General features: G+C 67.6%; 10 protein-coding genes. 2 read left to right on the top strand and 8 right to left on the bottom strand.

Features of this window, described 5'->3' with window-relative positions; translation table 11 throughout:
• Window positions 1-277: 277 nt before the first annotated feature.
• A complete protein-coding gene (locus ACIBH4_RS00355) occupies window positions 278-1,042 on the bottom strand; it encodes a transposase family protein (RefSeq protein WP_362768267.1) in 765 nt (254 codons plus the stop codon).
• A 456-nt stretch (window positions 1,043-1,498) separates the two neighbouring features.
• Between ACIBH4_RS00355 and ACIBH4_RS00350 the strand changes: the two genes are divergently transcribed.
• Together ACIBH4_RS00350 and ACIBH4_RS00345 are read left to right on the top strand one after the other, a co-directional pair.
• On the top strand, window positions 1,499-2,578 hold the full coding sequence (locus tag ACIBH4_RS00350) for a DUF6461 domain-containing protein (protein WP_364236446.1): 1,080 nt from the start codon (window positions 1,499-1,501) through the stop codon (window positions 2,576-2,578).
• A 201-nt stretch (window positions 2,579-2,779) separates the two neighbouring features.
• Complete coding sequence (locus ACIBH4_RS00345) at window positions 2,780-3,415, top strand: class I SAM-dependent methyltransferase (RefSeq protein WP_362509026.1); 636 nt, start codon at window positions 2,780-2,782, stop codon at window positions 3,413-3,415.
• 84 nt (window positions 3,416-3,499) lie between these two features.
• Here the strand turns inward: ACIBH4_RS00345 and ACIBH4_RS00340 are convergent, their stop codons facing one another.
• From ACIBH4_RS00340 to ACIBH4_RS00310, 7 genes are all read right to left on the bottom strand, one after another.
• Entirely contained in the window at window positions 3,500-4,804 is a 1,305-nt protein-coding gene (locus ACIBH4_RS00340) for an FAD-dependent oxidoreductase (protein WP_362768270.1), read from the bottom strand.
• Window positions 4,801-6,174 (bottom strand): NAD(P)/FAD-dependent oxidoreductase, encoded by a 1,374-nt coding sequence (locus ACIBH4_RS00335; RefSeq protein WP_362768272.1) that lies wholly within the window; start codon window positions 6,172-6,174, stop codon window positions 4,801-4,803. Before ACIBH4_RS00335 ends, ACIBH4_RS00340 begins: the two co-directional genes overlap by 4 nt.
• Window positions 6,171-7,604: an FGGY family carbohydrate kinase gene (locus ACIBH4_RS00330; RefSeq protein WP_362509035.1), complete on the bottom strand. Its 1,434-nt coding sequence runs from the start codon at window positions 7,602-7,604 to the stop codon at window positions 6,171-6,173. Before ACIBH4_RS00330 ends, ACIBH4_RS00335 begins: the two co-directional genes overlap by 4 nt.
• Entirely contained in the window at window positions 7,601-9,070 is a 1,470-nt protein-coding gene (locus ACIBH4_RS00325) for an amino acid permease (RefSeq protein WP_362768275.1), read from the bottom strand. The genes ACIBH4_RS00330 and ACIBH4_RS00325 overlap by 4 nt, the downstream gene beginning before the upstream one ends.
• Before the next feature lie 182 nt (window positions 9,071-9,252).
• Complete coding sequence (locus ACIBH4_RS00320; RefSeq protein WP_362768277.1) at window positions 9,253-10,020, bottom strand: DeoR/GlpR family DNA-binding transcription regulator; 768 nt, start codon at window positions 10,018-10,020, stop codon at window positions 9,253-9,255.
• A gap of 114 nt (window positions 10,021-10,134) precedes the next feature.
• Entirely contained in the window at window positions 10,135-11,262 is a 1,128-nt protein-coding gene (locus tag ACIBH4_RS00315) for an FAD-dependent oxidoreductase (RefSeq protein ID WP_362768280.1), read from the bottom strand.
• Between the two features lie 350 nt (window positions 11,263-11,612).
• The gene (locus ACIBH4_RS00310) at window positions 11,613-12,164 is read right to left on the bottom strand and encodes a hypothetical protein (RefSeq protein WP_362509048.1); all 552 of its coding nucleotides are present in this window, start codon (window positions 12,162-12,164) and stop codon (window positions 11,613-11,615) included.
• Window positions 12,165-12,289: the final 125 nt, after the last annotated feature.

The following is a 12,289-nucleotide window of genomic DNA, read 5'->3' as shown; positions in this document are numbered from 1 at the left end:
TTGTGTGACGGCCCACTAGATGCGCAGAGTGCGCTCACGCCGGGGGTTCTTGTATGGCGGCAGGAAAGTCTTCCGAACGACGCGGGTAACTACCGGCCACGAGGCGTGAACTACTTGGTGAAACCCAAAGGTGGCATCAAATATTACTACACATACGATCACCTGCTAGACGGAGATGCATTCTTCCTACGCCTCCACAACAAATCGGGCACGCGAATCAATCCCCAATCCGGCTCATCGAAAAACGTAATGCCTATTTAAGTGCAGTGAACGTATTTCATCCCGATTCGCGGGTCTGGAGAACGCAGATGGCTTTGATGAGCTGACCTGCGCGAAGGGTACAACAGCGTAGTTTCCGCAGGATGCGCCAGGTCTTCAGCACCGCATTGGCGCGCTCGCCAGGGCCCCGGAGCTTGGCGTGGGCGGAGTTGGCCGCCTTCTGCGAGGCAGGCTTCTTCCTCCCTTTGTACGGCACCAGCACCCGCGGGCCGGCGCCGATGTAGGCCTTATCGGCAAGGGTGATCAGTCCGGCGCTCTCCAGACGCCGGATGATGCCCCAGATCCGCGCCGCCGTCAGGTCGTGCACCGACCCTGGAAGGGAGCCCGACGTCCACAGCGGCGTACCGTCCGGAGCAGCGACGATCTGGACGTTCATGCCGTGATGATGGTGTTTGCCGGAGTAGTACGGCCGATCGGCGGCGACCCGGTCGATTGGGATGAGCGTGCCGTCCAAAACGACGAAGGCGTATCCGGCGCGCTTGGCCGTGCGCAGCGCCTGATCCAACGTGGGCGAACGCCGCGCGAGCAGGGCCACGGCCTCGTGAACGTAGCGCCAGGCCGTGGCCGCCCCGACGCCGAATCCGGCCGCGACCTCGGCAAACGTCTCTCCCTTGCGCAGGTGGACCAGGACCAGCAGGGCCTGCTGCCCGGGGTTGAGTCGGCGCCAGGTCGAACCGATCGAGGTTCGATGACGGCGGATCACCCCGGCAAGGCAGGTCAGGGTCCGACGTGACAAGGGCAGCGCAGCACGATAGAACAGCAACTCGAAGCCTCTGGTTACAGGTTGATCTTGGTCGACAACCCTTATACCAGGGGCTTCTCTACGTCAGGGCCGAACCCAGCAACCTACAGCGAGCTCACGACCTGCGACACCAGGTTGGAATCAGCTCATTGATCCGGCCGACCAGCCTGGTTCCTCGCCCGCCGATCCCTTTGTAAAGGTCAGCGTCGAGATCGCCCCACTGTGGTTCGGTAAAGCCCGACCGGGTAGTTCACGGTTGCTCGGTGGTTGCTCATTGGTATGCGATACGGGGCGACATCGCGCACCACCAGCGGTTACTTTGACAGCGGCAAATTCGGGCGGTCTGATAGAAATAGACAGATGAGCGACTGCTTTCGTTGCACGGGATTGTCATCCCAAGATCGCATCGACCTGACGCGCATCGTCCCAGCTCACGAAGCAAATGGGCTGCCGCACTAGCCCTTACAGGAGCACCCGATAAACCCTATCGATGCAAGTTATGCTGAGTTAATCGAAGCGGGCCTGCCTGACGACCTATGTCTTACCTGGTGTCTGGGCGACAATCTGGAGAAGATAGCCGGTAAATTCGGCGCAGACACGGAAACCGGACTTTGGGCATCGATTGACGAGTTGGAGGAAATGGAAGCAGAGGACGACTCAGAATCTCTAATCGAACTCGATTCGCTGGGTAAGTGGGCGATAGCGTTTGAGCCCAATGGCCATGAGGGGGCAAGGAAGGCCGTAATGGAATCCGTTTCCATCGGCGGGTGCGCCTTCAGCGTCTTCTGGAACGTGGAATTGGACAGCTCCATCATGTACGCAGTCGACGGTCACGTCCTGACATCGTTCACCCTACTCGACCTTGAGCGGCGGTCGGGAAGCGCCCCAGAGGCATTGGATCAAATGATGGCAGAACTAGGCATTGGTCACGGGTTGTCGATTCCGGCCCTTAAAGCGCGACTCCTGGCGCTGGGAGAGGCCATAAGCGGACAGCCCATAACTCCAGAATTTCTGCGTTCCCCAAAGTTTGCCTTCCAGATAAACAACCCGATCCAAGATCCACTTATCTCTCGCGAGTACCTGGATCCGAGAGCTCCATTTCTAGACGAGCCCGAGTTTGCGCGAATCCTGGCGAACCCCTCGCCTACCATCGCACCGACCATCACCAACATGATCGTCGCTATCGTTGTTTCTGCAACTCTTTCAGAAAATCCTTTGGTAGAAGATGTTTTACGGCTACTCAATCACGGGGAGCAGCATAAAGGAGAAAGGGAAATGCTACAAGCAAAGTTGTTCGAACAATCATCAGAGGGAGAAAGAAAGGCAGGCTCATTGCGTAGTGACTCTACACCGAATGCACAGGAAGAGGCTGTGCAGGCGCAGAGGAAAAGCCGTTCTCTCAGCGTCCTCGCCAGAGCACTAAATCCCCATCAAGTAAATGCTGCATATGGCGCTGCATTGGAAGCAGCAAGCATTCCCCTTCTTTCAATAGATGACTCCATGCGCCTGAACGTACTTTGGAAAGTCGCCAAACATATTGAGTCCAGCGGCCATTGAGGCGATCATAAGTATTGAGATTTTCCGGATATCCCGCCGATCTGTCTACCGCTCCAGCAGGGACGACTTTCCTTCTGATCTTCTCGAAAGTCTCGGAACTTATCATTACTCAGCATCATCCCGGTCAGCGGGATTTACTTCCCCTCAACATCGAAGGGCTGCTATATGACGAGTGCCGAAAGCGGACCACGTGCTTCGATCGTGTCTTTCTGGGATGCCTTCGCCGCCTCCTTCGACGAGGAGGCCGACCACGGTCTTCGCGACCCCGCCGTCAGGACCGCCTGGGCGGAACGCCTGCGCTCCTGGATGCCCGCCTCACCCGCCGACGTCCTGGACCTGGGATGCGGCACCGGCTCGTTGTCCCTGGTGCTCGCCGAGCAGGGTCACCGGCCGGTCGGGGTGGATCTGGCCCCGCTGATGATCGAGCAGGCCCGGCGCAAGCTCACGGCGGCCGGTTTCGACGCCACGATGATGGTGGGTGACGCGAGTGACCCGCCCGCGCGGGCCGGGACGTCTTTCGACGTGGTCCTCTCCCGTCACCTGTTGTGGACCCTGCCCGATCCGCAGGAGGCGTTGCGCCGGTGGATCGGTCTGCTGCGGCCCGGCGGGCGTTTGGTTCTCATCGAGGGACGTTGGGCGTCGGCAGAGCCGGGTGAGGATCAGCCCTACGAGGGGAAGTCCGAGCCGCTGCCGTGGGCGGGCGGGGTCGAGGCGGAACGTCTCCTGGCGACGCTGCGGCCACTGGTCGACACCGCCCGCGTCGATCCACTGCCCGATCCCGTCCTGTGGGGACGAGCCGTCCAGGACGAGAGATACGCCGTTGTCGCGTTCGCGTAGTCGTTCGCGCTTCAGGCCGGCCCCCTGGGAGACGGCAGCGGTGCGGCCGGATGGATGCCGTAGAGGCGCGGTGGGAGAGGGATGTCAGGCCTCCACCCCGATGTGCACGGGACCCGCCTCCGGGGAGACCGCGGTCAGGATGCCGCTCGGGATGCGGAACACCCGTCCCGGAGCCGCGGGCCACCACAGTCGTCTGCGGGCGATGACTCGTCCCCCCTGCCGCAGCACGATCCGGGGGAACGGGATGTAGCGGTCGCTCCACAGCAGCAGGCGGTGTCGGGCCGGGGCCGGGTCTCCGGGGCGGAAGATCTCCGGCGCCACCCAGCGGAAGGGCGCGTCGGCGAGGAGACGGACCTGTTCGGCCGGGGCGCTCCGTCCGGCCAGCCAGTCGATGACGGAGCGTGCCACATGAGCGCCGTCGATCGCCGCGATGTCGGCGGTGTCCACCGGATGGAGCAGGTTGCCCACCGCGAACACCCCCGGTCGCTCGGTACGGAGCGCGTTGTCGACCAGCGGGCCGTTCGTGCCCGGGTCCAGGGTGATCCCCGCGGCGCGTGCCAGCTCGTGGTCGGGAATCCAGTCACCGGTGAGGACGAGCGTGTCGCACTCGACGATCCGCCTCCTTCCGGTGTCGAGGTCCTCGATCTCGACGGCCCGCAGCTGTGGCCGGCCGATCACCTTCGTCACCCGGGTGCGGGTGGCGACCCTGGTCCGGAAGAGGATCCTGCCGGGAACGCTGAACAGGGAGTAGGAGTCCGGCCGGGGATACTCGGTGGTCATCAGGACGGTCCGGCAACCGGCCTCGCGCAGGGTCAGCGCGGCCGACCAGCTGACCAGCTCGGCGCCGACGACGACCGCTCTCCTCCCGACCTTCCCGTGCCGCAGGTGGACGAGGTTCTGCAGGTGCCCGGTGGTGTAGACGCCGTGAGCCCGGTCTCCGGGGATGAGCCGCGCCGGGCGGGGGCGCTCCCTGGCACCGGTGGCCAGGATGACGGCCCGCGCCTCGACGCGGACGCGCCCTTCAGGGGTGGTGGCCTCGATCACGCGTTCCCCGGCCCAGTTCGTCACGGTGGCGTTCGTCAGGATCTTCGCACCGGCGGCCTCGGCCTGCCTGACGAGTCTCCTGGCGTAGGCGGGACCGCTCATGAAGCGTCTCATGTCCCTGATCCCGTAGCCGGGGTGGTCACTGTGCCGGGGGATGCCTCCGGCTGCGCTCTCCCGTTCCAGGACGAGGACGTCGCCGTCGACCTTCGGCGCGAGCGCGCGGGCGGCGCTCAGCCCGGAGGGTCCGGCGCCGATGACGACGACGGCCGGGGTGAGGACGGTGACGTCGCCGGACGTGACCCCCACCGGGGGTGTCAGCGGTGTCAGCGGTGTCGGCGCTGTCATCGGGGCTCCTCAAGCAGCTTCTTGACCTCGGCGCCGCAGAAGAATCCCTGGCAGCGTCCGTTCATCGCCCGGGTACGGCGGCGCAACCCCTCCAGGGTGGCCGGTGGGATCGGCGATGCGAAGGTGTCGCGGATCTCGCCGGCGGTCACCCGCTCGCAGAAGCAGACCACCCGGCCGTAGGCGGGGTCGGCGGCGATCCGGGCGGCGTCCTGGTACGGGCGGGTGAACGCCTCCCCGAGGTTGGGCATCCGGGGCGGCTCAGGCAGGTTCTCCCGTGGCACGAGCGCCAGGCCGGCGTCGCGGGCGAGTTCGGCGACGTACTCGGCGATGGCGATGCCGGCGGTCAGGCCGGTCGAGCGGATCCCGCCGACCAGCACGTAGCGCCGCCCGGCGTCGGCCTCGATGAGGTAGTCGGGGTGGTCGCTCGCGGCCCGCAGACCGGCGTAGGTCGCGGTGACCTCCTCGCGCAGCAGGTCGGGCATCAACTTCTCGCCCTTGTCCAGCAGGAAGCGCAGTCCCTGCTCCGAGGTCCCGGTGTCGGTGCGGTCCGTGAGGTCCTCGGCGGTGGGACCGAGCAGCACGTTGCCGTAGACGGTGGGGCTGATCAGCACGCCCTTGCCGCGCGAGCTGGGTACCGGCAGCACGATCCGGTCGGCCATCGGGCGGGCCGACTTGTCGTAGACCAGCAGCTCGCCACGGCGTGGCGTGACCGTGAACCGGTCGTGGCCGAACAGCCGGTCGACGACGTCGGCGCCGAGCCCTGCCGCGTTGACCACCCAGCGGGCCCGCACCTCCCCGCCGGAGGTACGCAGCACCGTGTGGCCTTCGCGGTCCTCGACCGAGGAGACGGCCCGGTTCAGCAGCGGCGTCACGCCGCGGCCGACCGCGTCCGTGGCCAGCGCGAGGTTGGTGGTCCAGGTGCAGATGATGGACTCGTCGGGCACGGTGAGGCCGCCCAGGGCACCCTCCCCGAGGTAGGGCAGCTGCCGGTACACCTCCTCGGGGCCGACGATCTCCGTCCGGTCGTAGCCGTTCTGCTCCGCCTTGTGGCGCAGGCCCGGCAACGCGTCGAGTTCCTCGGTGGTCCAGGCCACCAGCAGTGCCCCGGTGCGCTCGACCGGGATGCCGGTCCGCTCGGCGTACTCCGACAGCAGGTGGTAGCCCTCACGGACCAACCGGGATTCGAGGGTGCCGGGTTTGGCGTCGAAACCGGTGTGCAGGATGGCGGTGTTCGCCTTGCTCGTGCCGTCACCGACGTCGTCACGCGCGTCCAGCAGCGCGACGCTCAGCTCGTAGCCGGCCAGCTTCCTGGCGATGGCCGAGCCGACGATACCGGCGCCGATCACCGCCACGTCGAACGTGCTGTTCACCGTGCTCCCTCCCCGGGCAGGGTGGCGGCGACCGCCTCTTTCCAGCGGGAGCGGAAGTCGGCCGTCCGGTCGGCGGACCACCGGGGTTCGTAGGTGGTGCTCGGCTCCCACGGGTCCACCGCGTCCGCCAGGGAGAGCGACGGGTCCAGCGCGGCGCGGGCCAGCGCCACCGCCCCCATCGGGGTGGCGTGCTGGGAGGGGTAGACGTCGATCGGGATCCGCGTCAGGTCGGCGACCGACTGCATCAGAACCGCGCTGCGGGTGAGCCCGCCGTCCACCCGCAGCCGGGTCAGCGGCTGCCCGAGGTCGGCGGCGACGAGATCGCCGAGTTCGGCGACCTGCGCCGCGATCCCCTGCAGTACGGCGAGCACGAGGTGCCCCGCACCGGTGGAGAGGGTCAGCCCGGAGAACGAGGCCTTGGCGTCGGGACGCCACCAGGGCGCCGCCAGCCCGGCCAGCGCGGGCACGCACAGCACCTCTTCGGCGTCCGCCGCCGCGACCGTGTCCAGGTCGGCGGCGCCGCGGATGAAGCCGAGATCCTGGATCCACCGTACGGCGGAGGCGGCCGTGTAGACCTGGCCGTCGAAGCAGTACGAGGTCTCTCCCCGGACCCGCCAGGCGACCGAGGCGGCCAGCCGGGCGGTGGAGCGTACGGCGGAGGTGCCGGTGTTGGCCAGCAGGAACGCGCCGGTGCCGAAGGTGCACTTCGCCTCGCCCGCGCTGAGGCAGTTCTCGGCGAGCAGGGCGGCCTGCTGGTCGACCACGAGTCCGCCGACGGGGACGTTCCCGCCGAAGGCGGAGGTGTGACCGACCACCTCGTCGCAGGCGACGATGCGCGGCAGGCGTTCGCCGCCGAGCCCGAACAGCTCCAGCAGTTCCCGATCCCACTCGCCGTCGTCCAGCCGGGTGACCAGCGACCGGCCGGCCGTCGCGACGTCGGTGACGAACTCCCCGGTCAGGTGGTGGATGATCCAGGAGTCGGAGGTGGTGACCACCCCCTGCTCCGTCACGTTCCGGCGTAGCCAGGCCATCTTCGGTGCGGAGAAGTACGGGTCCAGGACCAGCCCGGTGGTCGCGGCGATCCGCTCCCCGTACTCCCCCAGCTCCGCGCAGACGCTCTCCGAGCGGCGGTCCTGCCACACGATGGCGGCCGAGAGCGGTTCACCCGTGGCGGGATCCCACGCCAGGACGGTCTCGCCCTGGTTCGCCAGCGTGACGGCGTCGATCCGTACCCCGGCCCGCGCGACGGCCTGACGGCCGGCGTCGAGCACCGAGTCGAGCAGCTCCCGGGGGTTCTGCTCGACCCCGCCGCCGGGCAGGTAGGTGGGGCGGACCGGGAGCTCGGCAAGGCCGAGCACCTGGCCGCGGGCGTCGACGACGATCGCCTTGGTGCCGGATGTTCCCTGATCTATCGCCAGTACGGTGGTCACCGTCGGTGCGCCCCCTCCGTGTGCCCGCCCTTGGCCGCGTCCGGTGCGTCGGCGGTCAGCTCCGCGTCGATGGACTGCATCTTCGGCATCACCAGGCCCTTCGTGCCCCTGGTGAACAGCAGGTAGGCGAAGTACACGGCGCCGATGGCGAGCATGAGGAGCACGTAGACCCACGACTCCACGAACGAGGAGTCACGGAAGAGCAGCAGTTCGAAGGCGAGCCAGAGCAGCGCGACGACGATCACCGGGATCTCCCAGCGGCCCAGGTCGAAGCCCTTGCTCGGCGGCAGTGACCTGCGCTTGACCACGTACATGATGACGGTGCCGGTGTAGATGATCGCCGGCAGCAGGGTGGCGGCGGCGAACAGGCCGAACAGGGCGTCGGTCCGGGTGGAGAAGATCGCCAGGATCAACTCACCGACGACGAACATGAAGACGGTGGCGTTCAGCGGGGTGCCGAAGCGGGGGGAGACCTTGTGCAGGCCCTGCCAGCCGGGGAAGCGCTGGTCGCGGGACATCGCCCAGACCAGGCGGACGCCGGTCATCATGATCACCATGCCGCAGGCGAAGATCGCGATGACCACCAGCACGAGCAGCCCCGTACCCACGACGGGGCCGAGCGACCGGCTGATCACGTCCGCGACCGGGGTGCCGGACTTGGCCAGCTCGATCGGGTCACCGGCGAGCAGGGTGACCGCGACCAGGAACAGGAAGCCGAGCACACCGGAGGCCAGCACCGCCTGCCACATGGCGCGGGGGACGACACGGGCCGGGTCCTTGGTCTCCTCGGCGAGGTTGGCCGCCGACTCGAAACCGACGATGGTGAACGCGCCGAGCAGGAAGCCCAGCATCCACGGGCCGGCCGAGGTGAGCGTGCCCATGCTGAGGTAGCCCTCGGAGGGGACGGCGCCGGTGCTGAACAGGTTGGCGAAGTTCAGTTCCTTCGCGATGAACCCCACGACCAGCAGCAGCAGGACGAGCGCGATCATGCCGATCAACTCGGCCGTCACCGCGAAGTTGTTGACCCGCTCGGTCCACTTGGTGGAGAGGCCGACCAGCAGCGCCTGGCTCAGGATGACCACGCCGGTGATCGCCCAGGCGTTCATCGCGTTGCCCTCGTAGCCGAGCAGCACGGGCATCACGGTGGAGGCGATGGTGTAGTCGACCGCCACGACCACGACGCCGAGGAACGAGAACGAGACCCAGCCGATGATCCAGCCGAGCACGGGGTTGGCCAGCCGGGACATCCACTGGTAGGAGTAGCCGGTCACCGGGATGCGCGCGGCCAGCGAGCCGAAGATGAACGCGACGGCGAGCTGACCGATGATCACGAGCGGCCAGGTCCAGATGCCCGCCGGTCCCGAACTGTTCAGCACCGAGCCGTACGTGGTGAAGATGCCGGTGGCGATCGAGACGAAGGCGAACGCCACGGCGAACGAGGCGAAACGCCCCGTACCTCGCTTCATCGCCTGCTTGTAGCCGAATTCCGCGACATCGGAGGAAGATCCCCGGCTCTCAGCCGCAGGTGGTGAATAATGGGTCATGGATTCCCAACTCCTGTGTTTCCTGTCAGAGGGTGCATCGGTGCGGTGGTCCGAAGCCGGGTGGCGTTGCCGCGCCGCCCGGCTCTTTCAACGGTCGGGAACGTTCAGGACAGCACGATCACCCCGCCTTTGCGGGTGAACGTGTCCTGGATGGCGGACGGCGGTTCCGCCTCGGTGACGAGGCCGGTGAACTCGCCCACCTCGGCGACCCGGTGCCGGGCGACCAGGCCGAACTTGCCGGAATCGGCCAGCACGTACGAGCGCGCCGCGTTCCTGAGGATGATCTTTCGCACCGCGATCTCATCCAGGTGGTAGTCGGTCAGACCGGCCGAGGCGTCGATGCCCCCCGACCCGAGGAACGCGATGTCCGGGTTCAGGTCCGTGAAGAACGTCTGGGCCACCGGACCGGAGAGCGCGAGGTCTCCGGTCCGCAACCGGCCCCCGCAGACGAGAACCTCGACGCCGGGCCGCTCGGAGAGCTCGGCGGCGACCAGCAGGGAACAGGTGGCCACGGTCCCGGTGAAGTCCAGTGACAGGGCCCGCGCCACCTGGACGGCGGTGGTCCCCACGTCGATCATCACGGTCTGACCGGGACGCACCAGGGCGGCGGCGGCACGTCCGATGCGGGCCTTCGCGTCCGCGGCGGTCCCGGTGCGTTCGGCGAACGGGGCCTCCTCTCCGCCGACCTGCCCGAGCGCGATCGTCGCGCCCCCGTGGACACGGGACAGCCTGCCCTGGCGCTCAAGCACCACGAAGTCGCGGCGGATCGTCTCCGCCGACACGCCGAGCTCCTGCGCGAGGTCGTCGGTGCTGACGACACGGGAGGTACGCAGTGCCTCCCCGATCCGCGCATGCCGCTCAGCGGGCAGCACGTGTGCCCACTTCTGTGGAAGTTTGTGCTTGCATGACGGGAATTATGCTTATGTGTGGTTATTTGGTCAATACATGGCGCTACCAAAGAGGGAAACCTTTACCGGCGGCAGGGATCAGGCAGCGGACGGGCGGGGCAGCGCGAAGCGCGCGTCGGGTCGTTCACCGGTGAGGGCGAGGTCGGCGAGGATGCGTCCGACCGCCGGAACGAACTTGAAGCCGTGCCCGGAGAAGCCCGCCGCCACGACGACGGGACCCACTCGGTCCAGGATGAAATCAGAGGTCGGCGTCGTGGTGTACGTGCAGCTGATCGGGGTGAAAGCGTCCGCGTCGACACCGGGCAGCCACGTGCGGGCGTACTCACGCAGAATGCGCAACTGGGCGGGCTCCGGCTGGAAGTCGCGGTCGTCGGGGTCGACCACCGGCCCCGTGCCGTGAAACCCGGCCTTGACCCCCTCGCCGGGCGTCCCGAGGCCGTACACCCCACTGAGGAACCCCGTGGCCTTCAGTGTCTCGCCGTCGAGGTGATGCACGAAGCTGGGCCACGCCACGTCGTCGCGCAGCGGGGTGAAGTGCGCCGGCTGCTCCTGCGTGACGCGCAGTGGCGGCAGCGGCACGAGCCCGCCGAGCAGCTTCTCCGCCCATGCCCCGGCCGCGACGACGACCCTCTTCGCGCGGTAGACGTCCTCCCCCGCCACCACCTCGACGGCGTCGTCGCCGCGTACCGCGATCGAGGTGACCGGCGTCTCGTGCCGGACGACGGCGCCCAGCCGGACGGCCTGCGCCTGAAGCGCCGACAGGGCGTCGTCGGCGTGCAGCCGTCCGCCTGCCGGATGAAAGAGCACCCTGCCGTCGTACCGTAGACCGGGCCAGCGCTCGATGGCCTCCTCGGGGGCGAGCCACTCACCTGGCGCACCCGCCGCCTCGGCCGCTTCGGCCAGTACGTCGAGGTCCGCCGTCCGCCCGTGGTCGACTCCGCCGGTGAGGGTGAGCAGGGAGACGTCCGAGACGTCCTCAAGCTCCCGCCACAACCTCTCGGCCTCTCGGGCAAGCCGAATGTAGACGGGCTCGGCGTAAGAGACGCGGAAGATCCGGGAGGCCCCATGCGAGGCTCCGCGCACGTGCCCCGCCTCGAATCGCTCCAGCAGCACCACGTCGACCCCGCGATCGGCCAGCCGCCACGCGGCCGCCGATCCCATCCCCCCGCCGCCCACGACGACGACATCCACCTCGTGCCTGGTCATTCACGACTCATTCCGCTTTTCGTGCCGCCCGCTTCTCCTGCCCCTGACACGTATGGCGAGGCTCTCGCGGCGACGGCCTTCACCGTACACTTCCAACGGAACAAAAACCCATATTACCTAGCTGCCTTACATAAATACTGCTCAACCCGTGCTCTCGATGGGGTTCGCCCAGCAGTCCGGACAGCTTGGTACACGGTTTGGAGCACATCGGACCACCTGCCGCTTGGTGCAGGTGGTCCGGTGGATGGTGCCGCTGAGGATCTCCCGGGCGGTGCTGCGGCCTTCCGCATCGTTCAACGGCCCGGCGATCCAGCGCCGGGTGGAGGCCGAGCCGTGGCGAGGACCACCGGTCAGTGGGTGCAGGTGGCCGAGACGGTGACGTTGTAGATCCACCACGCGCCGCCGGGCGCGGAGTAGACCAGCGACGACGTCGTGGCGTAGCCCGTGCACGCCTGGCCCGCCGCCAGGAGCGCCGCGCGGGCAGCCTGCGAGCCGTTCTCGACGGCGACGGACGGGCTCGCGCCACCGGCCTGACTGGTCTCGGTGCGCGGCACGGTGTACGACGGCGGCGTGGATGAGGGGACCTCGCAGTTGCCCGACGCGGTCGCCTCGTAGATCCACGCCGAACCGTCGGGCGCGGTGTAGAGGTGCCTGGTGGTGGCAGACACGCCCGAGCAGACCTCGCCCGCCGCGGCGGCCTGCTGGTTCAGCGCGGCGCGGGCGTTGTTTTCCGCGGCTGCCTTTCCCGCCGCCGGGCTGGGGCCCCAGCCCGAGGAGGTGGCCGAGCGATAGGTAGCGGCGAGCGCGGTGGGAGCGGACAGCAACGCGCCGCCGGTCAACATCAGGGCGATGACGAGGGCGAAGCGCAGAACCTGGGCAGGACGACGAACACTGAGTTCCATGATGTCCCTCTCGCGAGAGGCCGGAGGTTCGGGACCGTCACCATAAAACCGGGCAGACCGGGCCGACCAGCGCCGGGAGCGCGGGCGGGCATCCGCGCACGTCAAGGCTGAAACTTTCACCTAGG

The sequence above is a fragment of the Streptosporangium sp. NPDC050284 genome, from assembly GCF_044459525.1.
Classification (GTDB): Bacteria; Actinomycetota; Actinomycetes; order Streptosporangiales; family Streptosporangiaceae; genus Streptosporangium.
The sequence above is the reverse complement of the archived record's forward strand: the minus strand, read 5'-3'. Positions and strand labels throughout refer to the sequence as shown.

Excerpts from the sequence above, each read along its gene's own strand:
- ACIBH4_RS00340 (WP_362768270.1), bottom strand. The coding sequence starts at position 4,804 with ATGACAGCGCCGACACCGCTGACACCGCTGACACCCCCGGTGGGGGTC.
- ACIBH4_RS00325 (WP_362768275.1), bottom strand. The coding sequence starts at position 9,070 with ATGAAGCGAGGTACGGGGCGTTTCGCCTCGTTCGCCGTGGCGTTCGCC.
- ACIBH4_RS00315 (WP_362768280.1), bottom strand. The coding sequence starts at position 11,262 with ATGACCAGGCACGAGGTGGATGTCGTCGTCGTGGGCGGCGGGGGGATG.
- ACIBH4_RS00310 (WP_362509048.1), bottom strand. The coding sequence starts at position 12,164 with ATGGAACTCAGTGTTCGTCGTCCTGCCCAGGTTCTGCGCTTCGCCCTC.